The sequence below is a fragment of the Paraburkholderia sp. BL6669N2 genome (assembly GCF_003387275.1).
In the GTDB taxonomy this organism is placed as follows: domain Bacteria; phylum Pseudomonadota; class Gammaproteobacteria; order Burkholderiales; family Burkholderiaceae; genus Paraburkholderia.
The window spans coordinates 4,870,918-4,892,881 of record NZ_QUNA01000001.1; the positions used below are offsets into that span (position 1 = coordinate 4,870,918).

Consider the following 21,964-nt stretch of genomic DNA (forward strand, 5'->3'; position numbering starts at 1 on the left):
CCACAAGCATCACCACAACAACGACAATCACAACGGTTTCAGGAGTCTTACGTCATGACCACCCGCATCGCGCTGATCGCGCACGATCACAAGAAGGACGATATCGTCAAACTGGCCGGCGAATACGTCGACACGCTCAGGCGCTGCGACATCGTGGCGACCGGCACGACCGGCGGGCGCATCGCCGACGCGCACGGCCTCGTGGTCGAGCGGATGTTGTCGGGCCCGCACGGCGGTGATCTGCAGATCGGCGCGCAACTCGCGGAAGGGCGCGTGGACATGGTGATCTTCCTGCGCGATCCGATGACGCCGCAACCGCACGAACCGGACATCAACGCGCTGGTGCGCGCGTGCGACGTGCACAACATTCCGTGCGCGACCAACATTTCGACGGCGCGCATGGTGCTCGACTCGCTGACCTTGCGCCTCACGCAACAGGTTTGAGCTTTCGCTCCCGGCACGCCTGAATCAAAACCAACCTCAAGGAGACGTGATGGTCAAAGCAATCCGATTCGATAAAACCGGCGGTCCCGAAGTGATGAAGTGGGTCGACGTCGAAGTCGGCGAACCGGGCGCGGGCGAGATCCGCGTCAGGCAGACGGCGGTTGGGCTGAACTATATCGACGTGTACTTCCGCACGGGTCTCTATCCGTTGCCGTTGCCCGGCGGTCTCGGCATGGAAGCGGCCGGCGAAGTGACGGCGCTCGGATCGGGCGTCAGCGGTCTGAAGGTGGGCGATCGCATCGCGTACGTGGGACGTCCGCCCGGCGCGTATGCGCAGGAGCGCGTGCTGCAGGCGGCGCAGGCGGTGAAAGTACCCGACGCGTTGAGCGACGAGCAGGCCGCCTCGGTGATGCTGCAAGGCCTCACCGCGCAATATCTGCTGCGCCGCACGTATCCCGTGAGAGCCGGCGACACGATCCTGATCCAGGCCGCGGCGGGCGGTGTCGGTCTGCTGGCGTGCCAGTGGGCGAAGGCGCTCGGCGCGACGGTGATCGGCACAGTCGGCTCGGATGAGAAAGCGGAGATCGCCAAGGCGCACGGTTGCGATCACGCGATCGTCTACACGCGCGAGAACTTCACCAAACGCGTGCGCGAGATCACCAACGGCGCGGGCGTGCCGGTGGTGTACGACTCGATCGGTAAAGACACGTTTACGGGCTCGCTCGATTGCCTCGCGCCGCTCGGCCTGTTCGTGAGCTTCGGCAATGCGTCGGGGCCGTTGCCGCCGATCGATTCGTCGGAATTCGCCGGACGTGGCTCACTGTTCTTCACGCGTCCGACGCTCTTTACCTACATCGCCAAACGCAGCGATTACGAGGCAATGTCCACCGAGTTGTTCGACGTGCTGGTGTCGGGCAAGGTCAAGACGAGCATCAATCAGCGTTACGCTTTGTCGGACGTTGGCCAAGCGCATGCGGATCTCGAAGGGCGCCGCACAACGGGCTCGACAGTGCTCCTGCCGTAACGGACGACGATGACCCGAGCGCGATAACGACGGCCGTATAAAAACGAAGCTCATTGAAGGACGCGCCCAAGCCCTGGTCAAACCGGCGCCTTACGCCGCAAAGCCTGACGCAGCCCACCCAAGGCTGTTCCATCGCAGGATGGAACAGCCTTGTTCGTTTACGCGATTTTTATACACGCCACGCCATCTTTGACCAGGCCTTTACGCGCTTCGGCATAACGTTGCGGCTATCCAAAGTCCGTGTAATGGAGAACAAAAATGGATGTGCTGTATGTCGGGGGGCTGGTGCTGTTTGCCGCGCTGACCTTCGCGTTGATTGCCGGCTGCGAGAAGTTGATGCAGTTCCGCCGTGGGCAGGGAGCGCGCTCATGAACTGGATTCTGTGGTTATCGGGCGCGGCGACCGCGCTGCTGTTCGCCTATCTGGTCTATGCGCTGTTGCGCGCGGAGGACATTGAATGAACTCGAACAATGTCCTGCAAGCGGGCCTCTTCATCGTCGTGCTGCTGGCAGCCGCGGTGCCGATGGCCCGTTATCTGAGCGCCGTGATGGACGGCAGTTCGCGCGTGGTCCGCTTCGGCGGTCCCGTCGAGCGTCTGCTGTATCGCATCGCGGGCGTCGATCCGTCCAGGGAAATGAGCTGGAAGCACTACGCGATCGCCACGATCGCCTTCAACGTGCTCGGCGTCGCGTTTCTCTACGTGCTGTTGCGCGTGCAAGGCTGGCTGCCGGGCAACCCGCAGCAGTTCGGCCCGATGACGGTCGACGGCGCGTTCAACACGGCAATCAGTTTTGTGACCAACACGAACTGGCAGGATTACACGCCCGAGCAGACGGTGGGTTATCTAACGCAGATGCTCGGGTTCACCGTGCAGAACTTCTTCTCGGCGGCCACCGGCATCGTGGTGGTGATTGCGCTGATTCGGGGCTTCGCGCGTCACACGGCACAAACCATCGGCAACTTCTGGGTCGATCTGACCCGCGTGACGCTGTACGTGTTGCTGCCGATGTCGGCGATCGTCGCGGCGCTGTTGATGAGCCAGGGGGTGATTCAGAACTTCAAGACCTATCAGGACGTGCCGACGCTGCAAACCACCTCCTATGCCGCGCCCAAGCTCGACGCGCAAGGCAATCCGGTGAAGGACGCCAAAGGCAATCCGGTCACGGTCGATACGCCCGTGAAGACGCAAACCCTCGCCATGGGCCCGGTCGCGTCGCAGGAAGCGATCAAGATGCTCGGCACCAACGGCGGCGGCTTCTTTAACGGCAACTCGGCGCATCCGTTCGAGAACCCGACGCCGTTCTCGAACTTCCTGCAGATCTTCTCGATCCTGATTATCCCGGCGGCGCTCGCGCTGGTGTTCGGCCGCATGATCGCGGACCGCAAGCAGGGCGTGGCCGTGCTCGCCGCCATGACGATCGCGTTTGCGGTCTGCGTGTTCGGCGAGATCAGCGCGGAGCAGGCCGGCAATCCGGCCATTGCCGCCTTGCATGTCGACCAGTCGGCTAACGCGCTGCAGTCGGGCGGCAATGCGGAAGGCAAGGAGACGCGTTTCGGTATCGCGCAGTCGGGCATCTTCACGGTCGCGACTACCGCGGCTTCGTGCGGCGCGGTCACCAACACGCACGACTCGCTGACGCCGATCGGCGGCCTCTATCCGATGCTGCTGATGCAACTCGGCGAAGTGATCTTCGGCGGCGTGGGTTCCGGCATGTACGGGATGCTCGTGTTCGCGATGCTGGCTGTGTTCGTGGCGGGCCTGATGATCGGCCGCACGCCGGAATACGTGGGCAAGAAGATCGAAGCGTACGAGATGAAGATGGTGTCGATCGTCGTGCTGCTCACGCCGCTGCTGGTGCTGGTCGGCACGTCGATCGCGGTATTGAGCGACGCGGGCAAGGCGGGCATTGCCAACCCCGGCGCGCACGGTTTCTCCGAAATCCTCTATGCGTTCAGCTCGGCGGCCAATAACAACGGCAGCGCATTCGCGGGCCTCACCGTAAGCACGCCGTTCTACAACTGGCTCACCGCAATCGCGATGTGGTTCGGCCGCTTCGGCACGATCATTCCGGTGCTCGCGATTGCCGGTTCGCTGGCCGCGAAAAAGCGCATTGGTGTAACGGGCGGCACGTTGCCCACGCATGGACCGCTCTTCGTCGTGCTGTTGCTCGGCACGGTGCTGCTGGTCGGCGCGCTGACTTATGTGCCCGCGCTCGCGCTCGGTCCTGGTGTCGAACATCTGATCATGATGGGCGCCCATTGAGGCGGCCCGTCGGGATGGCACAAGCGACCAACGACTGAACAGGCGCAAACGGGAAATTCGAGGATTCAATGACTGAACATAATGCAACCCGGTCCATGTTCGACCCAGCGCTGCTGCGCCCGGCGATCGTGGACTCCTTCAAGAAGCTGACGCCGCGCACGCAGTTCCGCAATCCGGTGATGTTCTGCGTGTACGTGGGCAGCATTCTCACGACCATTCTCTGGATCGCCGCGCTCGGCGGCCAGGCCGAGGCGCCCGCGGGCTTCATTCTCGCGGTCACCTTGTGGCTGTGGTTCACGGTGCTGTTCGCCAACTTCGCGGAAGCGCTCGCCGAAGGCCGTTCGAAGGCCCAGGCGGCGTCGCTGCGCAGCGCGAAGAAAGACGTGATGGCCAAGAAGCTGAACGAGCCGCATCCGAAGTCGCCGATCCGCATTCTGACGGCTTCCGATCTGCGCAAGGGCGACGTGGTGCTGGTCGAAACCGGCGACGTAATTCCGGCCGACGGCGAAGTGATCGACGGTGTCGCGTCGGTCGACGAATCCGCGATCACGGGCGAATCCGCGCCGGTGATCCGTGAGTCGGGCGGCGACTTTTCGTCGGTGACGGGCGGCACGCGTGTGCTGTCGGACTGGATCGTGGTGCGGGTCACGGCGAATCCGGGCGAAGCGTTCCTCGACCGCATGATCGCGATGGTGGAAGGCGCGAAGCGTCAGAAAACGCCGAATGAAATCGCGCTGACGATTCTGTTGGTCGCCTTGACGATCGTGATGCTGCTCGCCACCGCGACGCTGCTGCCGTTCTCGATGTTTTCCGTCGAAGCGGCGAAAGCGGGCCACGTGGTGACGATTACTGCACTAGTCGCTCTGTTGGTGTGCCTGATTCCGACCACCATCGGTGGTTTGCTGTCGGCGATCGGCGTGGCCGGCATGAGCCGCATGATGCAGGCGAACGTGATCGCAACCTCGGGTCGCGCCGTGGAAGCCGCCGGCGACGTCGATGTGCTGTTGCTCGACAAGACCGGCACCATCACGCTCGGCAATCGCCAGGCTTCGCAGTTCGTGCCGGCACCGGGCTTGACGGAAGAAGCGCTCGCGGATGCCGCGCAACTGTCGTCGCTTGCCGACGAAACGCCGGAAGGCCGAAGCATTGTCGTGCTGGCGAAGCAGCGCTTCAACATCCGTCAACGCGATATGGCCTCGCTGCATGCCACGTTCCTTGCGTTCACCGCGCAAACGCGCATGAGCGGCGTCGATCTGCCGGGCCGCGAAATTCGCAAGGGCGCGGCCGACGCGGTGAAGAACTACGTCGAAGCTAACGGCGGCCGTTTCCCGAATGAAGTGAGCAACGCCGTGGCCGACGTCGCGCGGCGCGGCAGCACGCCGCTGGTGGTCGCCGAGAAAGGCGAGCAGGGCGCGCGCGTGCTCGGCGTGATCGAGTTGAAGGACGTGGTGAAGGGCGGTATCAAGGAACGTTTCGCCGAACTGCGCAAGATGGGCATCAAGACCATCATGGTGACGGGCGACAACCGTCTGACGGCGGCGGCGATTGCCGCGGAAGCCGGGGTCGACGATTTCCTCGCCGAAGCCACGCCGGAAGCGAAACTCGCCACGATCCGCGCGCACCAGGCTGAAGGGCGCCTCGTGGCGATGACCGGCGACGGCACCAACGACGCCCCGGCGCTCGCGCAGGCGGATGTGGCGGTGGCGATGAACACCGGCACGCAGGCCGCGAAGGAAGCCGGCAACATGGTCGACCTCGATTCGAATCCGACCAAGCTGATCGAGATCGTGGAGATCGGCAAGCAGATGCTGATGACGCGCGGTTCGCTCACCACGTTTTCGATTGCCAACGACGTCGCCAAATACTTCGCGATCATTCCGGCCGCGTTCGCCACGACCTACCCGGCGCTGAATGCGCTCAACGTGATGCATCTCGCCACGCCGGCCTCGGCGATCATGTCGGCGGTGATTTTCAACGCGCTGATCATCGTGCTGCTGATTCCGCTGGCCCTCAAGGGCGTGCGTTATCGCGCGCTGGGCGCGGCGATCCTGCTGCGCCGCAATCTGCTGATCTACGGTTTGGGCGGGATCATCGTGCCGTTTATCGGCATCAAGCTGATCGATATGGTGCTGGCCGCGTTCGGTTGGGTTTAAGCGCCAGTGCGCTAGCTCGCCAGTTCACAAGGAATCATTCATCATGAAAAATCTGTTGCGTCCGTTGATCGTGATCTTCGCGGTGCTCGCCGCCGTCACCGGCCTTGCTTATCCCGCCGTGATGACCGCGGTCGGTCAGGCGGCCTTCCACGATCAGGCCAACGGCAGCCTGCTCGAACAGGACGGCAAGGTGGTCGGCTCGAAGCTGATCGGCCAGCAGTTCGATGCGCCGCAATACTTCTGGGGCCGCCTGTCGGCCACCAGTCCGATGCCGTACAACGCGCAGGGTTCAGGCGGCTCGAACCTCGGTCCGACCAATCCGGCGTTGCTCGACGAAATAAAAGGCCGCCTCGACGCGTTGAAAGCCGCCGGCACCGATATGTCGAAGCCGGTGCCGGTCGATCTGGTGACGTCGTCGGGCAGCGGTCTCGACCCGGAGATCAGCCCTGCCGCGGCGGCTTATCAGATCGAACGCGTCGCCAAGGCACGCAAGCTCGCAGCGAACGACGTGCAGGCGCTGGTGGATCGTTATACGAGCGGCCGTCAGTTCGGTATTCTCGGTGAGCCGCGCGTGAACGTGCTGCAACTGAACCTGGCGCTGGACGAGATGAAGCACGGTTGATCGACGTAACGCAACAGCGCTTCGCTTCACAAAGGCGGCGTCCGCGCGACTCCGCCTTTACCTTTTGACGGCGTGACGCAATAGATGCGACAGCGCCCGTTATTTGCGGCCGCGCCGACGCCGTGCCACCATGCATACACCGACGCTCGTCCAACGATGAAAACCATTGAGCATGAACCGCCCCGATCCCGATGAGTTGCTCGACAAGCTGCAACGCGACGAAGAAAAACGTCAGCGAGGCCGGCTGAAGATTTTTTTCGGCGCGTCGGCGGGCGTCGGCAAAACCTATGCGATGTTGCAGGCCGCGCGCCGCCGTCATGACGAAGGCGCGGACGTGGTGGTCGGCATCGCTGAAACGCATGGCCGCACTGAAACCGCGGCGCTGCTCGACGGTCTCGACGTGCTGCCGCTCGCGCATATCGAATATCGCGGCCGCAAGCTCAACGAGTTCGATCTCGACGCCGCGCTGGCCCGCAAGCCGGCGCTGATTCTCGTCGACGAACTCGCGCATTCGAACGTGCAGGGCGCGCGGCATCTGAAGCGCTGGCAGGACGTGTATGAACTGCTCGACGCGGGCATCGACGTCTATACGACGGTCAATGTCCAGCACCTCGAAAGTCTGAACGACGTGGTCGGCCAGATCACCGGCATTCGGGTCTGGGAGACGGTGCCGGACCGCGTGTTCGACCGTGCCGACGAAGTCACACTGGTCGATTTGCCCGCCGAGGAATTGCTCGACCGCATGCGTGACGGCAAGGTGTATATGCCGCAGCAGGCCGAGCGCGCGGTGCGCAACTTCTTTCGCAAAGGCAATCTGATCGCGCTGCGCGAGCTGGCGTTGCGCCGTACCGCGGATCGCGTCGATGCGCAAATGCACGAGTACCGCGCTGACCGTTCGATTCAGCGCATCTGGCAGGCGCGCGAGCGCTTGCTGGTGTGCGTCGGCCCCGGCCCGGAAGCGCCGATGCTGGTGCGCGCGGCGGCGCGCCTCGCGGCCAGCCTGAAGGCCGACTGGATCGCCGTCTATGTGGAAACGCCGGCCTTGCAGCGTCTGCCGGATGCGCGCCGCGAACGCACGCTCAATGCGTTGAAGCTCGCCGCGGAACTCGGCGCCGAAACCGCAACGCTCGCGGCCGCCGACGCGGCTGTCGCGTTGATCGGCTATGCGCAGGCGCGCAACGTGTCGAAGCTGGTGGCCGGCGCGTCGGCACGCACGGGCTTGAGGCGCTGGCTGCGTCGTCCGCTCGGCGAACGGATCGCCGAAAACGCGGGCGATCTCGATCTCACGTTGATTCGCGCCTCGTCCGAGCGCGACGGCGGCGAGCATCGGCATCTGTTGAACACCACGGCGAACGCATGGCGCGAGGCGCTGAGCGCGGCGCGCGAGCGCCGCTCGCCGCCGCGCGCCTATGGCTTCGCGCTGTTGATCTGCGCGGCCATCACGCTGCTGGCGAGCCAGTTGATCGACCATATCGATCTGACCAATCTCGTCATGCTGTATCTGCTCGGCGTGATCTTCGCGGCGGTGAAACTGGGGCGCGGGCCAGGCGTGCTGCTGTCGTTCATGAGCGTGGCCGCGTTCGATTTCTTCTTCGTGCCGCCGCGCATGTCGCTGTCGGTCTCCGATACGCAATATCTGCTGACCTTCTTCGGCATGCTGCTGACCTCGCTGGTGATCAGCCATCTCACCTCGAGCCTGCGCCGCGAGGCGAGCGTGGCGCGGCGCCGCGAGCAGCGCACCGGCGCGATGTACGCGATGGCGCGCGAACTGGCTGCGGCGCTGACCATGGAACAGATCGTCGGTATCGGCAGCCGGCATGTGAGCGAGGTGTTCGGCGCGCGCGTGGCGATTCTGTTGCCGGACAGCGCCGATCAGGTGAAGCAGAAGATCGAGGATCCCGACGCGGCGATCACGCTCGAAGGCGACATGCTCGATAGCGATGTCGGCCAATGGGTCTACGATCAGCAGAAGCCGGCCGGCCACGGCACCGACACGCTGCCGGCCGCCGCCGCGCTCTACCTGCCGCTCAAGGCTCCGATGCGCACGCGCGGCGTGCTCGCTGTGGTGATGCGCGACGACGGCGAGCTCGACGTGCCCGAGCAGCAGCGCATGCTCGACGCCTTCGCCGCACAGATCGCGCTAGCGCTGGAGCGGGTGCATTACGTCGATATCGCCCGCGATGCGCTCGTCAGCATGGAGTCGGAGCGCTTGCGCAACTCATTGTTGTCGGCGATCTCGCACGATCTGCGCACACCGTTGACGACCATCGTCGGCTTTTCGTCGATGCTGGAGCAAGCGCCCGAGGCGCGGCCCAACCGCGAGTTGGTCGAAGCGATTCACGAGGAAGCGCTGCGCATGACCGGCATCGTGACGAATCTGCTCGACATGGCGCGGTTGCAGGCGGGCAGTCTGCAACTGAACCAGCAATGGACGCTGCTGGAAGAGACGGTAGGCGCCGCGCTGCGCGCGTGCAAACGCGTGCTGGCGGATCATCCGGTGCAGGTGAAACTGCCCGCGGATCTGCCGCTCTTGCACCTCGACGCCGTGCTGATGGAGCGCCTCTTCTCCAACCTGTTCGAGAACGCCGCCAAATACACCGCGCCGGCCACGCCGCTGACGATCGGCGCGCAGCGTCTCGACGCGGACGGCAAGTCGTTCGTGCGCGTGAGCGTCGACGATAGCGGCCCGGGCCTGCCCGCCGGCATGGAAGCGCGCGTGTTCGAGAAATTCACCCGTGGCGAGAAGGAGTCGGCCAAGCCGGGCATCGGCCTGGGACTCGCAATCTGCCGCGCGATCGTGGAAGCGCACGGCGGTACAATCGGCGCGCTCAATCGCGTTGCGGCGGACGGCCGTGTCGAGGGCGCGCGCTTCTGGTTCACGCTGCCGGTGGACACACCGCCCGACGCACCCGATGCATTGGAAAACGAAGGCGCCGATTCCTTGACCCACGCCGACACCGGCAGCGATTCAACTCTTAATTCGCTTTCCAAGCCTAGTCATGAGTGACCCGAGCATCACCGTCGTCCTGATTGAAGACGAAAAGCAGATTCGCCGCTTCGTGCGAACCGCGCTGGAAGGCGAGGGCATCGTCGTGCACGATGCCGAAACCGGCAAGCAGGGTCTCGTCGAAGCCGCGACGCGCAAGCCGGATCTGGTGATCGTCGATCTCGGCCTGCCCGACACCGACGGTCTGGACGTGATCCGCGAACTGCGCGGCTGGAGCGAGCTGCCGGTGATCGTGCTGTCGGCGCGCACCCAGGAAAGCGAGAAAGTCGCCGCGCTCGACGCCGGCGCGGACGACTATCTCACCAAGCCGTTCGGCGTGTCCGAGTTGCTGGCGCGGATTCGCGCGCACATGCGGCGGCGCAATCAGGGCGGCGCGAACGAGACGCCGCAGGTGCGCTTCGGCACGGTCATGGTCGATCTGGCCTTGCGGCAGGTGAGCCGCGATGGCGCGGCGGTCCATCTGACGCCGATCGAATACCGGCTGCTGGCGACGCTCGTGCGCCACGCCGGCCGGGTGCTGACGCATCGCCAGTTGCTGCGCGACGTGTGGGGGCCGTCGCATGTCGAGAGCCATCACTATTTGCGCATCTATATGGCGCATCTGCGCGGCAAGCTGGAGCGCGACCCGGCGCAGCCGGAACACATCGTCACGGAGACGGGTGTCGGATACCGGCTGGTGGGCGCGGTTTGAGCATGTGGCGACAATTTGCCACGGCGGCACGCGTGTCCCGGCAGCGAGCGGCCGCCGGCGGCCTCGGGCGATGTTGGTATAATTACAGATCGTAAGGACGACCTTGCGGTTTCACAAACGGGGACGGCCCCATCTGACCATGGAGCTGTCTCATGTCCTGGATTCTTCTGTTGATTGCCGGTTTGCTCGAAGTCGCGTGGGCGGCCGGTCTCAAAACCTCCGAAGGTTTCACCCGGCTCTGGCCGTCCGTGTTCACGATCGTGACGGCGCTCGGCAGCTTTGTGCTGCTCGCCATGGCCATGCGTCAGTTGCCGCTCGGCACCGCGTACGCGGTATGGACGGGGATTGGCGCGGTCGGCGCGTTCATCTTCGGCATCGTGATGATGGGCGAGGCGCTGAGCGTCGCGCGAGTCGCCAGCGCGGCGCTGATCGTGATCGGATTGATCGGCCTGAAGCTGTCTTCCGGGCACTGAGTCTCGCACTTCAAACCGCCGCCGGGCGTCGTTAGCCATCTGTCTGCGCCCGGCCCGCACCTCCATTAAAGCCGCCCATTTATTCGCCGCTCTGCGTTCTGCGAATTAACGTGGCTATAATGAGATCGAATCCAACCTGAAATTGTCCGCGGCCCATTTGGCGCGACCGGCTTGGCGCGGGTCTGACGACTTCGATGCGCGGCCCCATTTGTGGCCCGTCGAAACGCCCGGCACGCACAGCGCGCCTGGAGGCGGCCATGCTTGAATCACTTTCGCTCGCGGCGGGGCTCTCATGGGGCAGCGGCCTGCGCCTCTATCTGACAGTTCTGCTGGCCGGCGTGTTCGCCCGTCTCGGCCTCGTCCATCTCCCCGATACGCTGTCCGCGCTGTCCTCGCCGTGGGTCATCGGCGTGGCGGGCGTGCTCACGGTCACCGAATTCCTCGCCGACAAAATCCCCGCGTTCGATTCGCTGTGGGACGCGGTCCATACCTTCATTCGTATTCCGGCGGGCGCTGTGCTGGCCGCCGGCGCGCTCGGCCATGCCGATCCGGCGCTGCTGACCGTGGCCGCGCTCGCGGGCGGCACGCTCGCCGGCACGGCGCACCTCGCCAAGGCCGGCACGCGCGCATTGATCAATCTGTCGCCGGAACCGGTGTCCAATGTGGTGACCTCCACCGCTGAAGACGGGCTCGTGTTCGGCGGCATGCTGCTCGCGCTGTTCGTGCCGCTGGTGTTTCTGGTGCTGATGATCGGTTTCCTGATGCTGGCCGGCTGGGCGTTGCCGCGTCTCTGGCGCGGGGTGCAGGGCGGTTTTCGCGGTATGGCGACGCACATGGTGTCGCGCTTCGCCAGGAGCAGGCACGATTGAGCGATACGGTACGGGGTTCCGCCGCGCGTAGAGCGTTACCGACGACGACGCGCCGGTTCGGTGGCATGGATCTGGTGCGCCAGTCCATTCGCATGACGTCGCGCGACTGGCGCGCGGGCGAGTTGACGATGCTTCTGCTGGCGCTGGTGCTGGCCGTCGCGGCGCTGTCGAGCGTCGGCTTTCTGGCTGACCGCTTGCACCAGGGGCTCGAGCGCGACGCGCGGCGCATGATTGCCGCCGACTTCATCGTGCGGGCCGATCATCCAGTCGATCCGCAATTCGCCGGGCAAGCGAAGGCGCTCGGCCTGAATACCGCCAGCACGGCGATCTTTCCCAGCATGATCAATTCGACCGGCGCGCAGCCGGTCTCGCGGCTCGCCGCCATCAAGGCGGTGTCGCCGGGTTATCCGCTGCGCGGCGCGTTGCGCATTGCGTCGGCGCCGGGCGCGGCGGACCATCCTGCGCGCTCGATTCCGCCGCCGGGTGTCGTGTGGGTCGATCAGGCGCTGCTCGACGCGTTGAAGGTGCATGTTGGCGATAGCGTGAAAGTCGGCGGCCGCAACTTCACGATCGGCGCGGTGATCACGCGCGAACTCGACCGCGGTTTTTCGTTCGTCAATTTCTCGCCGCGCCTGATGCTGCGCGCCGACGACGTGCCGTCCACCGGTCTCGTCACCTACGGCAGCCGCGTAACGTACCGCCTGCTGGTCGCGGGCGCGGACGAGTCCGTCAAGCGTTTCGCGCAGTTTGCGCATGAGCGCGTGGACGGCGGCAAGATGCGCGGCGTCGCGCTCGAATCGTTGCAGGACGGTCAGCCGCAAGTGCGCCAGACGCTCGACCGCGCGAGCCACTTCCTCACGCTCGTCTCGCTGCTCACCGCGTTGCTGGCGGCCGTGGCGATTGCGATGGCCGCGCACAGGTATATGCGCCGTCATCTGGACGGCTGCGCGGCGATGCGTTGCCTCGGCGTCAGCCAGTCGACTTTGCGTGCGCTCTTTACGCTGGAATTCGTCGGGCTCGGGTTGATCGGCGGCGCGCTGGGTGTGGCGCTCGGTTTTCTGGGGCATCTCGCACTGCTCACGTGGCTCGGCAGTCTGATCGATGTCGCGCTCCCCTATCCGACGGCATGGCCGGCGCTCGAAGGCATCGCGGCCGGTCTCGTGCTGCTGCTCGGCTTTGCATTGCCGCCTCTGTTGCCGCTCACGCGCGTGCCGCCAGTGCGCGTGCTGCGCCGCGAGTGGGGCGAAGCAGGGCGCACGGCGTGGGCGGCTTACGCGCTCGGCATCGCGCTATTCGCCGCGCTGCTGATCATTGCGGCGGGCGAGTTGAAGCTCGGCGGAATCGTCGCGGGCGGTTTCGCGGGCGGGATGCTGGTGTTTGCATGCATCGCGCGGCTGGCGTTGTGGGGTGCGGCGCGGGTCGTGCGCAGCGAGCGTGTGAATGCGAGCATCGGCTGGCGTTATGCGCTGGCGTCGCTCGAACGGCGCAGCAGTGCCAGCGCATTGCAGATCACCGCGCTCGGCATCGGGCTGATGTGCCTGTTACTGATCGCGATGACGCGCAACGATCTCGTGGCCGGCTGGCGCAAATCGACGCCGCCCGATGCGCCGAACGAATTCATCATCGACATCCAGCCTGATCAGCGCGACGCCGTCACGCAGTATCTGAACACGCAGGGCGTGCCCGGCACGGTGCTCGCGCCGATGGTGCGCGGACGGCTCACGGCGATCAACGGCAAGCCGGTCAACCCCGATTCATTCAAGGGCGACGACGCCAAACGTCTGGTGGATCGCGAATTCAATCTGTCGTACACCACCGAGCTGCCCGACGACAACCGCCTCGCCGCCGGCACCTGGTACGGCGACACGAAAACGCCGCAGATTTCGATCGAGCAGGGCCTCGCCAAACTGATCAACGTGAAGCCCGGCGACATGCTGCGTTTCGACGTGACCGGCTTGCAGATCGACGCGCCGGTCACGAGTGTGCGCAAGCTCGACTGGGGTTCGTTCAAGGTCAACTTTTTCGTGCTGATGCCACCCGCGGCATTGCAGGATTTCCCCGCGACATTCATCACGAGCTTCCATTTGCCGCAGGAAAAACAGTCGACGGTCGACGGCCTGATCGCCGCCTATCCGAACCTCACGGCCATCGACACCGGCCCGATTCTCGCGCAGGTGCAGCGCGTGTTGCAGCAGGTGATCGGCGCGGTGCAATTCCTGTTCGCGTTCACGCTCGCGGCGGGCGTGCTCGTGCTGTACGCGGCGCTCGCCGGCACGCGCGATGAGCGTATGCGAGAATCCGCGCTGCTGCGTGCGCTGGGCGCCTCGCATCGACAGGTGCGGGCGGTGCAGATCGCCGAATTCGTCGCGGTGGGCGCGCTGGCGGGCTTGATGGCGGCGGCCGGTGCGCAGGCCATCGGTTACGTGCTGGCGACGCGGGTGTTCGAGTTTTATCTGAGCTTCAATCCCTGGGTGTTGCCGGCGGGCGTTGCCGCCGGCATCGCGTGCGCCGGCGTGGGCGGCTGGCTGAGCCTGCGGCATGTGCTGGCGCGGCCCGCGCTGCAATCGCTGCGGGACGCGTGATTTTTTCTTATCGGTTAGTGAGCAGGTATGAGTGATTTGAACGACGAAGTGTCCGCGGCCCAGCCGACGGCCTTCGAACTGGTGGGCGGCGAAGCGCGTGTGCGCGAACTGGTCGACCGCTTTTACGACCTGATGGATCTCGAAGCGGACTTCGCCGGCATCCGCGCGCTGCATCCCAAATCGCTCGACGGTTCGCGCGACAAGTTCTTCTGGTTCCTGTGCGGCTGGTTAGGCGGACCCGATCACTACATTAGCCGCTTTGGGCACCCGCGTTTGCGCGCGCGGCATCTGCCGTTCGCAATCGCGTCGAGCGAGCGCGATCAGTGGCTCAGATGCATGGCGTGGGCGATGGAAGACGTCGGTCTCAGCGAGCCGCTGAGGGAACGGCTTCTGGGCTCGTTCTTCGAAACGGCCGACTGGATGCGCAACCGGAATGGCTAACGTGTCGGGCTCGGCATCCGGCGCGGCATCGCCGGACTACGCTGACTTGCCTCAGGAAGCGCGCGAGGTCCTCGACTGCTGGTTCGGCGTACCGGGCGCGCCGGAATACGGCACCGAGCGCAAAATCTGGTTTTCACGCGATTCGGCTTTCGACGCGATGCTGCGCGAGCGCTTCGGTGCGCTGATCGACGCGGCGCGTGAGTCCGCGCTCGATAGCTGGACGCAAACGCCACTCGGCGCGCTGGCGCTTGTCATCGTGCTGGATCAGTTCTCGCGCAATTGTCATCGCGGCACAGCGCGCGCGTTTGCGGCCGATCAGAAGGCATTGCCCGTCGCGCGGCAAATCGTCGCCAGTGGCGCCGACCGCGAGTTGCCCACCGTGCACCATCGCGCGTTCGCCTATCTGCCGTTCGAGCACGATGAAACGCTCGAAGGCCAGCGCGAGTCGCTGCGTCTTTTCAGGCAACTGGAAGCGGAGCCGGGTGGCAAATCGTACTACCGGTTCGCGGTGCGGCACGCGGAAATCGTCGAGCGTTTCGGGCGCTTTCCGCATCGCAATGCGACGCTCGGGCGTACCTCGACGGCTGAGGAAATCGCCTTTCTGGGTACTCCCGGTTCATCGTTCTAGGCGCGCGGCGCCGGTACTATTCGTCGATCACCGCTCTCGCGGCCCTTGGGGTAAGCACGCAAATCACGCCAGTTCGTTCGCGTCACTCGCGAAAGGCAAAGCGGGTGCTCGTGCATGCATGCGGCCGGTTATAACGGGAAAAGGGGAAGCGGGCGGGCGCCTAGCGTCCGCCGGACACGTCGAGCAGCGCGCCCGTCACATACGAGGCGGCATCGCTCAACAACCAGACGATGGTCTCGGCCACTTCATCAGCCGTGCCGGGACGGCCCAGCGGCGTGGTCGCGCCGAGCTGCGCGGCGCGTTCGGGTTTGCCGCCGCTCGCATGAATCTCGGTGTCGATCAGGCCGGGGCGCACCGCGTTCACGCGCACGCCGCGCGGGCCGAGTTCCTTGGCGAGGCCGAGCGTCATTGTGTCGACGGCGCCTTTCGAGCCGGCGTAGTCGACGTATTCGTTCGGTGAACCGAGACGCGAAGCCGCCGACGACACGTTGACGATCACGCCGCCCGCGCCGCCGCGATCCGTCGACATGCGCCGCGCGGCTTCGCGCGCGCATAGATACGCGCCGAGCACGTTGACGTCGAACATGCGTTTCAGGCGCGCGACGTCCATATCGGCGAGCTGGCTGGACGGCGCGACAATGCCTGCGTTGTTGACGAGCGCGTCGATTCGGCCGAACCTCTGCTCAAGCGCGTCGAACATTGCGAGCACGTCGGCTTCATTCGCGACGTCGCCCGCAATCGTCAACGCCTGGCCGCCTGCGCGATCGACTTCGGCGGCGGTGTCCTGCGCGGCAGCGAGATTGCGCGCGTAATTCACGCCGACGGACCAGCCGCGCGCACCCAGCAAACGCGCCGTCGCGCGGCCAATGCCGCGGCTGCCACCGGTGATCAGAACGGCTTTCGTCATCGCAACCTCGACGTTAAGGGACAGTCAGACCGCGTCGCGCTTGATCGCCCACTTGTCGGCGACGGGCGGTTGATAGCGTTGCAGCTTGCCGATCAAGGCGACAGGATCGGCATCGATCTGCAGGATGTCGAAATAGGTCTGGCGCATGAAGCCTTCGTCGACCGTGTGCTGAAGCATGTTGATCAACGGATCGTAGAAGCCGTCGATATTCAGCACTGCCACCGCCTTCTGGTGATAGCCGAGTTGCGCCCACGTGTAGACCTCGAACAGCTCTTCGAGCGTGCCCGCACCGCCCGGCATCGCGACGAACGCATCGGACAGGTCGGCCATCATCTTCTTGCGATGATGCATGTCGGGCACCACATGCAATTCGGTCAGGCCGTTATGGCCGACTTCCTTGTTGACCAGCAGCTCGGGAATCACGCCGATCGCGCGGCCGCCTTCGGCCATCACCGTGTCGGCGATCACGCCCATCAGGCCGACCTTGCCGCCGCCGTACACCAGTGCAAGATCGGCTTGCACCAGCGCGCGGCCGAAGGCACGCGCCGCTTCCGCATACAAGGGTTTGGCTCCGTTGGAAGAGCCGCAATACACGCACACCGACTTCATGCTCAAACGTCCTTCGGTTCGTTGCGGGGCGCGGCGCCTTCCTTGGGCGGCAGGTAGTCGTAAAACTCGCGCTTGGGCAGCTTGCCCGACACGAGGTCGTCGAAAATCTGCCGTGAGCGGCCGCGCAGATAAGGCGCCATCAGCGACACGATCTGCACGCTCACCTGATGCAGTTCCGCGCGAATCGCTTCCTGCTCGTTGTATTTGCGCGGATTCATCACGAACTGATACGAGAGCCAGTACGTGCCGATCACGCCGACGTTGGTGGCGATCACATGAAGCTCTTCCGGCGTGACGACCATTTCGCCGTCGGCCACGAGTTGCTCGCAGAACTGGCTTGCAAAACGCACCTTGTGGCTGATGATCTGCTTGAAGTGCGTTTCGAGCGTGCGATTGCGCGCCAGCAGATCGTTCAGATCGCGATACAGGAAACGGTAGCGCCACGTGAAATCGACCATGTACTGCAGATACGACCACATTTCGTCGATGGTCGCGCGGTGGTCTTCGGGGAAACGCAGACGCTTTTCGATCTCCTGCTCGAACTGGCTGAAGATGCTGTTGATGATGTCGTCTTTGTTGCGGAAGTGGTAGTACAGGTTGCCTGGACTGATTTCCATTTCCTCGGCGATCGTCGTCGTCGTGACGTTCGGCTCGCCGATTTCGTTGAACAGTTTCAGCGACAGTTCGAGAATCCGTTCGCGCGTGCGGCGGGGAGGTTTGGCTTCCATGTCGTCCGGCCCTGGTTACGCCGGGGGGGCACACGGCGGCGTGCCGCTCTTCGCGTGATCCGCCCGGACGCGGTTGGTGTATCGGACGATTATAAACCGAGCGTTCTAATCTCAAACGGATAGTCAGGGTTTTCATTCCCGCGACCATTTCGCGCGTCGCTCGAACCCGCTTCCACGGCGTTAAAACAGTGTGTGGCGCGGCTTCACAGCCATGCCTGAACCCAATGCACGACGAGCGGCCCGACGATCAACAGCCACGTCATCAGGCACATGCCCAGCGCGACCATCACGGCCGCGCTGCCGAGATCCTTCGCGCGGCGCGAAAGTTCGTGGCGTTCGAGCGAAATCCGGTCGATGGCCGCTTCCACGCTCGAATTCAGCAACTCGACGATCAACACGAGCAGCACGGAGCCGAGCAGCAACACGCGCGACACCGGCTCGACCGGCACCAGCACGCCGCAGGGAATCAGGATCGCGGCGAGCGTGAGTTCCTGACGAAACGCGCTTTCCTCGCGAATCGCGACGCGAAAGCCGGCGAGCGAATTTTTCATCGCGTGCCAGGCGCGGGTGAGGCCGCGATTTCCTTTGTAGGGATTGAAAGGCAGCGGCGCGAGCGGATCGTCGGGACTGAGCGGTTCGTTCTGCGGGTCGTGTTGCGTGACGTTCTGTTGCGTGCCGTTCGCAATGCTCGCACCGTTCAAACCATGCGCATGATCTGCATGATTCGGCGTGCCTGGTTCGCTCACGTCGTCGAACGGTTCGATGCTCGCGGTGTCGTTGTCGTTGCCGGTTTCGACGGCACGCAGCGCGCCGTTCGACGCGCGCCCCACGGTGGATGATCTGGTTCGCATGGACGGCTCGGCACGCCGCATCACGCGGCGGCGCTTTCCTCGCGATACGAGGCGCGCGGCAGCGGCTTCAGATGCGCGGCGAATTGCTCGGAGGCCGCCGCCCACGAGAAGCGTTCGGCCCACGCGCGCGCATGATTGCGATCGATCTTCAAGGCTTCGAGGCAGGCTTCGCGCAGGTCTTCATGCATCGCGCCCGCGCCGCCGTCGCCGAGTACATCGATCGGACCGGTGACGGGATACGCCGCGACCGGCGTGCCGCAGGCGAGCGCTTCGAGCAGCACCAGCCCGAATGTGTCGGTGCGGCTCGGGAACACGAAAACGTCCGCCGCCGCATAGACCTTCGCCAACTCGGCCTGGGTCAGCACGCCCAGATAATTCACTTGCGGATAGCGCGACTTCAGTTCGGCGAGTGCCGGACCTTCACCGGCAACCCATTTCGAACCGGGCAGATCGAGCTTCAGAAACGCCTCGACGTTTTTCTCGACGGCCACGCGTCCCACGTACAGGAAGATCGGCCGCGCGCTATTGAGCACCTTCGAGTCCATCTGGTGAAAGATGTCCAGGTCGACGCCGCGCGTCCACAGCACGACGTTGGTGAAACCGAATTTCTCGAGGTCGCTCTTGACGACCGGCGTGGGCGCCATCACGGCCAGTGACGGCTTGTGAAACCAGTGCAGGAACTTGTAGGTCGCGGCGAGCGGAATGCCGAAACGCGCCTGCACATATTCCGGAAAACGCGTGTGATACGCGGTGGTGAACGGCAGCTTGTGCTGGATTGCGTAGGCGCGTGCGGCCATGCCGAGCGGACCTTCGGTGGCGATGTGCAACGCGTCGGGCGAGAAGGCGTCGATACGCTCGCGCAGTTTGCGGCGCGGCAGCAGCGAGAGGCGGATCTCCGGATACGTCGGGCAAGGGATCGTCTTGAATTCGAGCGGCGTCAGCAGGTCGACGTGATGGCCGAGCGCGCTGAGTTCGCGCGTGGTGTTTTTCAGCGTGCGCACGACGCCATTGACCTGCGGTTCCCATGCGTCGGTGACGATCATGATCTTCATCGGTTTCGGCCCAATAGAGAAGTTAACAAGCAGGGACTACGCGGTTGCCCGGGCCTTTTGCACGCCCACTTCCGGGGAGCGCATCACGGTCCAGTAGATCACCTTGAGTTCGCCCTCGTACGTCTCGACGAGGGCCGACAGACTTTCGACCCAGTCGCCGTCGTTGCAATACAGGACGCCGTCGATATCGCGTATCTCGGCTTTATGAATATGTCCGCAGACCACGCCGTCGCAGCCGCGGCGGCGCGCTTCGTCGGTCATCACGCGTTCGAACGAGGAGATAAAATTCACCGCGTTCTTCACCTGATGTTTCAGGTACTGGGACAGCGACCAGTACGGAAAACCGAGCCGGCTGCGGATCCGGTTGAACCAGCGGTTCAGGATCAGGATCATGGTGTAGAGCGTGTCGCCGAGATAGGCGAGCCACTTGGCGTGCTGAATCACGCCGTCGAACAGATCGCCATGCACGATCCACAGACGCTTGCCGGCGAGCGTGGTGTGAAACGCCTCGCCGCGCACGTGGATGTCGCCGAACGCGAGGTCGCAGAACTGGCGCGCGGCTTCGTCGTGGTTGCCGGGCACGTAGATAACCTGCGTGCCCTTGCGTGCCTTGCGCAGCACCTTCTGCACGACGTCGTTGTGCGCCTGCGGCCAGTACCAGCCTTTCTTCAACTGCCAGCCGTCGATGATGTCGCCCACGAGATACAGATACTCCGACTCGTTGTGACGCAGGAAGTCGAGCAGATAGGGCGCCTGGCAGCCGCTCGAGCCGAGATGGATGTCGGACAGCCAGATGGTGCGGTAGCGATGCGGCTCGGCGTGATCGTCGTCGTGCTGGCCGGTGTGGGCGTCGAGCGGCAGTGGCGCCACGGGCAACGGCAAGCCGTGACTAGGGTTGGGTTCCGGGCGGAACGCGACGGTGTCGACGCTCGGGCCGGTCTGGCGGAACAGGGAAGTCGCGGACGTTTTGGGGTCCATGGCTCACGCGTCGAGTTGCGGTGCCCGTATTGGGCCGGGTGTGCGTGACTGTGCCGTGACAGTCATGAGAAGTTCTTATTACTGCGGGGCGGGGAGGCGGGGAGCGGAAAGAGCGATGACCGCGCTGGGCGTAGCTCGCGCCGCGTGGTGACTGGCTATGGGGTGATGATCGAGAGATCGGCACGACCGCGACCTGCAGGGCCCACGGTGTGGTGGCGGCCCGACAGCAAGCGAATTAGCCGGCCCGTCGGCACGGCCGCGAACGGCATGATGTGCCTGGCGTGACGGCGGCCCGACAGGCGGGTGACATCCCGACCGGGAACCCGGCGCGGGTCAGCGCGAGACGCTGACGACTCGCGTGCCGGCGAGGCGATCGTGCAGGAATTGGCGCTGCGGATCGAAACGGCCGGTGGCCGCCCACAGCAGGAACCAGATGCCGGCGATCATCAGCGTCTGCGGCAGCTTGAGTCCGAGCAGCGGATGCAGCGCCAGCGGCGGCAAAAACCACAGCCACGCAAGCACGTAACGGGCGATGGCGCGGCTGGTGGAGAGCGGCGCGCCGTCGGCGGCGACTACGCACAGGCGCCAGGTTTTCATGGGCAAGGTCTGGCCGCTATGAGTCCAGAACCAGACGAAGTACAGGCCGAGCACGAGGCCGATCCACGCCGCCAGCAGGTTGTGGTGGGTCAGGCCGTTGCGCTGCTGTGTCAGCGTACTGAACAGATAGCCGGCGACGAACACTACGCCGAACAGGATCAGCGCTTCGTAGAGCAGCGCCGCGAGGCGTCGGCGGACGGTAGGTGCGTTGCCGTTGCTGCTGTCGGCGGCGATGGCCTGGCTCGCGAACGGTTCGGACACGGCGGCGCCTGGCTCAGGAGCCGTTGAAAATCGACGGCGCTTCGGCTGGCGAAACCGGCAGCGGCGTAGCAGGCACGAAGCTGCCGGCGGCGGGAATCGGCGGCACGGCGACGGGGCTCGGCAGCGAAGCCGCGGCGGCGCTGGCCGCTGTCACGTGGCTTGCGCCGTGCTCACGCGCGTTGACGAGCCGATCGATCCCCTTGATTTCAGTGCGGCCCGAGGGCGGCGCGCTGACCACGCTGGGGCGCCGCTTGCGCTCGCTGGCGGCAAGGCGTTCTTTCTGCTCTTCCGGTAACTGCTGATAGGCTTTCCACGCGTTCTGGCGGGTTTCGCGCGGCAATTCCTTCGATACCTGATAATTTTCACGCGCGACGCGCCGCTGGTCGGGCGTCATGCGGGTCCATTCAGTCATGCGGTCGTGCAGGCGTTTTTGCGCATCGGCCGGCATCTTCGGGTAACGCGACGCGATCTTGATCCATTTTCGCTTGCGTTCTTCGCTGAAGGAGTCCCATTGGGCTTCGAACGGCGCCAGCGCCATATGCTCGGCCGAAGTCAGCCGCGACCACGCCATCGGGCTATTGCTGCCGGGCAGGCTAGGCAATTCGACGGCGAGCGTGGGCGCGGGCGCCTTGGCGGTGACGTTGCCGCCCGCGACAGGCGCGCTGGCCGGAGACGGGCTCGGATAAAAGCGCGGATAAGTCGCGGCAAACGACACCAGGGCCGCGATCGTGCATCCGAAAACAACGGCCAGGCCGCGCTTGTAACTCACCCGAAAAATCTCCCG

General features: G+C 64.7%; 22 protein-coding genes. 14 read left to right on the forward strand and 8 right to left on the reverse strand.

What is annotated here, in order from left to right; translation table 11 throughout:
* Positions 1-54: 54 nt before the first annotated feature.
* The 14 genes from B0G80_RS22045 to B0G80_RS22110 all read left to right on the forward strand — a co-directional run bounded on the left by B0G80_RS22045 (position 55) and on the right by B0G80_RS22110 (position 15,197).
* A complete protein-coding gene (locus B0G80_RS22045) occupies positions 55-444 on the forward strand; it encodes a methylglyoxal synthase (protein WP_106280312.1) in 390 nt (129 codons plus the stop codon).
* A 49-nt stretch (positions 445-493) separates the two neighbouring features.
* On the forward strand, positions 494-1,468 hold the full coding sequence (locus B0G80_RS22050; RefSeq protein WP_116119408.1) for a quinone oxidoreductase: 975 nt from the start codon (positions 494-496) through the stop codon (positions 1,466-1,468).
* 258 nt (positions 1,469-1,726) lie between these two features.
* Positions 1,727-1,840, forward strand: coding sequence for a hypothetical protein (locus B0G80_RS22055; protein WP_007175652.1), 114 nt, complete (start codon positions 1,727-1,729; stop codon positions 1,838-1,840).
* A complete protein-coding gene (gene kdpF / locus B0G80_RS22060; RefSeq protein WP_007583461.1) occupies positions 1,837-1,929 on the forward strand; it encodes a K(+)-transporting ATPase subunit F in 93 nt (30 codons plus the stop codon). Before B0G80_RS22055 ends, kdpF begins: the two co-directional genes overlap by 4 nt.
* Positions 1,926-3,731, forward strand: a complete 1,806-nt coding sequence (gene kdpA / locus B0G80_RS22065; protein WP_116119409.1) for a potassium-transporting ATPase subunit KdpA — start codon at positions 1,926-1,928, stop codon at positions 3,729-3,731. Before kdpF ends, kdpA begins: the two co-directional genes overlap by 4 nt.
* 68 nt (positions 3,732-3,799) lie before the next feature.
* The gene (gene kdpB / locus B0G80_RS22070) at positions 3,800-5,884 is read left to right on the forward strand and encodes a potassium-transporting ATPase subunit KdpB (protein WP_106280318.1); all 2,085 of its coding nucleotides are present in this window, start codon (positions 3,800-3,802) and stop codon (positions 5,882-5,884) included.
* Positions 5,885-5,927: 43 nt separating this feature from the next.
* A complete protein-coding gene (gene kdpC, locus B0G80_RS22075) occupies positions 5,928-6,506 on the forward strand; it encodes a potassium-transporting ATPase subunit KdpC (protein WP_116119410.1) in 579 nt (192 codons plus the stop codon).
* Between the two features lie 172 nt (positions 6,507-6,678).
* Positions 6,679-9,513 (forward strand): DUF4118 domain-containing protein, encoded by a 2,835-nt coding sequence (locus B0G80_RS22080; protein ID WP_116119411.1) that lies wholly within the window; start codon positions 6,679-6,681, stop codon positions 9,511-9,513.
* Positions 9,506-10,204, forward strand: coding sequence for a two-component system response regulator KdpE (kdpE, locus tag B0G80_RS22085; RefSeq protein ID WP_116119412.1), 699 nt, complete (start codon positions 9,506-9,508; stop codon positions 10,202-10,204). The genes B0G80_RS22080 and kdpE overlap by 8 nt, the downstream gene beginning before the upstream one ends.
* Before the next feature lie 152 nt (positions 10,205-10,356).
* Entirely contained in the window at positions 10,357-10,677 is a 321-nt protein-coding gene (gene sugE, locus B0G80_RS22090; protein WP_116119413.1) for a quaternary ammonium compound efflux SMR transporter SugE, read from the forward strand.
* A gap of 257 nt (positions 10,678-10,934) precedes the next feature.
* Complete coding sequence (locus tag B0G80_RS22095; protein WP_012432348.1) at positions 10,935-11,546, forward strand: DUF4126 domain-containing protein; 612 nt, start codon at positions 10,935-10,937, stop codon at positions 11,544-11,546.
* Positions 11,543-14,128, forward strand: coding sequence for an ABC transporter permease (locus tag B0G80_RS22100; protein ID WP_181920000.1), 2,586 nt, complete (start codon positions 11,543-11,545; stop codon positions 14,126-14,128). The genes B0G80_RS22095 and B0G80_RS22100 overlap by 4 nt, the downstream gene beginning before the upstream one ends.
* Before the next feature lie 27 nt (positions 14,129-14,155).
* Positions 14,156-14,569 carry a group II truncated hemoglobin gene (locus tag B0G80_RS22105; RefSeq protein WP_116119414.1) on the forward strand — a complete coding sequence of 138 codons (414 nt, stop codon included), beginning with the start codon at positions 14,156-14,158 and terminating at the stop codon, positions 14,567-14,569.
* The gene (locus B0G80_RS22110) at positions 14,562-15,197 is read left to right on the forward strand and encodes a DUF924 family protein (protein ID WP_116119415.1); all 636 of its coding nucleotides are present in this window, start codon (positions 14,562-14,564) and stop codon (positions 15,195-15,197) included. The genes B0G80_RS22105 and B0G80_RS22110 overlap by 8 nt, the downstream gene beginning before the upstream one ends.
* 160 nt (positions 15,198-15,357) lie before the next feature.
* Here B0G80_RS22110 and B0G80_RS22115 read toward each other — a convergent pair whose 3' ends face one another.
* From B0G80_RS22115 to B0G80_RS22150, 8 genes are all read right to left on the reverse strand, one after another.
* Positions 15,358-16,104 (reverse strand): SDR family oxidoreductase, encoded by a 747-nt coding sequence (locus B0G80_RS22115; RefSeq protein ID WP_116119416.1) that lies wholly within the window; start codon positions 16,102-16,104, stop codon positions 15,358-15,360.
* Between the two features lie 24 nt (positions 16,105-16,128).
* Entirely contained in the window at positions 16,129-16,713 is a 585-nt protein-coding gene (locus B0G80_RS22120; protein ID WP_106280332.1) for a TIGR00730 family Rossman fold protein, read from the reverse strand.
* A gap of 2 nt (positions 16,714-16,715) precedes the next feature.
* Positions 16,716-17,441 (reverse strand): TetR/AcrR family transcriptional regulator, encoded by a 726-nt coding sequence (locus B0G80_RS22125; RefSeq protein WP_106306725.1) that lies wholly within the window; start codon positions 17,439-17,441, stop codon positions 16,716-16,718.
* Positions 17,442-17,644: 203 nt separating this feature from the next.
* The gene (locus B0G80_RS22130) at positions 17,645-18,292 is read right to left on the reverse strand and encodes a diacylglycerol kinase (RefSeq protein WP_116119829.1); all 648 of its coding nucleotides are present in this window, start codon (positions 18,290-18,292) and stop codon (positions 17,645-17,647) included.
* Between the two features lie 20 nt (positions 18,293-18,312).
* Complete coding sequence (locus B0G80_RS22135; RefSeq protein WP_106280336.1) at positions 18,313-19,344, reverse strand: glycosyltransferase family 1 protein; 1,032 nt, start codon at positions 19,342-19,344, stop codon at positions 18,313-18,315.
* 36 nt (positions 19,345-19,380) lie between these two features.
* Positions 19,381-20,322 (reverse strand): UDP-2,3-diacylglucosamine diphosphatase, encoded by a 942-nt coding sequence (locus B0G80_RS22140; protein ID WP_116119417.1) that lies wholly within the window; start codon positions 20,320-20,322, stop codon positions 19,381-19,383.
* 333 nt (positions 20,323-20,655) lie between these two features.
* Complete coding sequence (locus B0G80_RS22145) at positions 20,656-21,180, reverse strand: RDD family protein (protein ID WP_116119418.1); 525 nt, start codon at positions 21,178-21,180, stop codon at positions 20,656-20,658.
* A gap of 13 nt (positions 21,181-21,193) precedes the next feature.
* On the reverse strand, positions 21,194-21,949 hold the full coding sequence (locus B0G80_RS22150) for a DUF3106 domain-containing protein (protein ID WP_116119419.1): 756 nt from the start codon (positions 21,947-21,949) through the stop codon (positions 21,194-21,196).
* Positions 21,950-21,964: the final 15 nt, after the last annotated feature.

Coding starts and splice junctions, on each gene's coding strand:
- B0G80_RS22055 (WP_007175652.1), top strand. CDS start 1,727: ATGGATGTGCTGTATGTCGGGGGGCTGGTGCTGTTTGCCGCGCTGACC.
- B0G80_RS22125 (WP_106306725.1), bottom strand. CDS start 17,441: ATGGAAGCCAAACCTCCCCGCCGCACGCGCGAACGGATTCTCGAACTG.
- B0G80_RS22120 (WP_106280332.1), bottom strand. CDS start 16,713: ATGAAGTCGGTGTGCGTGTATTGCGGCTCTTCCAACGGAGCCAAACCC.
- B0G80_RS22080 (WP_116119411.1), top strand. CDS start 6,679: ATGAACCGCCCCGATCCCGATGAGTTGCTCGACAAGCTGCAACGCGAC.
- kdpF (WP_007583461.1), top strand. CDS start 1,837: ATGAACTGGATTCTGTGGTTATCGGGCGCGGCGACCGCGCTGCTGTTC.
- B0G80_RS22130 (WP_116119829.1), bottom strand. CDS start 18,292: ATGCGAACCAGATCATCCACCGTGGGGCGCGCGTCGAACGGCGCGCTG.
- B0G80_RS22095 (WP_012432348.1), top strand. CDS start 10,935: ATGCTTGAATCACTTTCGCTCGCGGCGGGGCTCTCATGGGGCAGCGGC.
- kdpE (WP_116119412.1), top strand. CDS start 9,506: ATGAGTGACCCGAGCATCACCGTCGTCCTGATTGAAGACGAAAAGCAG.
- B0G80_RS22105 (WP_116119414.1), top strand. CDS start 14,156: ATGAGTGATTTGAACGACGAAGTGTCCGCGGCCCAGCCGACGGCCTTC.
- B0G80_RS22140 (WP_116119417.1), bottom strand. CDS start 20,322: ATGGACCCCAAAACGTCCGCGACTTCCCTGTTCCGCCAGACCGGCCCG.
- kdpA (WP_116119409.1), top strand. CDS start 1,926: ATGAACTCGAACAATGTCCTGCAAGCGGGCCTCTTCATCGTCGTGCTG.
- B0G80_RS22115 (WP_116119416.1), bottom strand. CDS start 16,104: ATGACGAAAGCCGTTCTGATCACCGGTGGCAGCCGCGGCATTGGCCGC.
- sugE (WP_116119413.1), top strand. CDS start 10,357: ATGTCCTGGATTCTTCTGTTGATTGCCGGTTTGCTCGAAGTCGCGTGG.
- B0G80_RS22050 (WP_116119408.1), top strand. CDS start 494: ATGGTCAAAGCAATCCGATTCGATAAAACCGGCGGTCCCGAAGTGATG.
- B0G80_RS22110 (WP_116119415.1), top strand. CDS start 14,562: ATGGCTAACGTGTCGGGCTCGGCATCCGGCGCGGCATCGCCGGACTAC.
- B0G80_RS22135 (WP_106280336.1), bottom strand. CDS start 19,344: ATGAAGATCATGATCGTCACCGACGCATGGGAACCGCAGGTCAATGGC.
- kdpB (WP_106280318.1), top strand. CDS start 3,800: ATGACTGAACATAATGCAACCCGGTCCATGTTCGACCCAGCGCTGCTG.
- B0G80_RS22045 (WP_106280312.1), top strand. CDS start 55: ATGACCACCCGCATCGCGCTGATCGCGCACGATCACAAGAAGGACGAT.
- kdpC (WP_116119410.1), top strand. CDS start 5,928: ATGAAAAATCTGTTGCGTCCGTTGATCGTGATCTTCGCGGTGCTCGCC.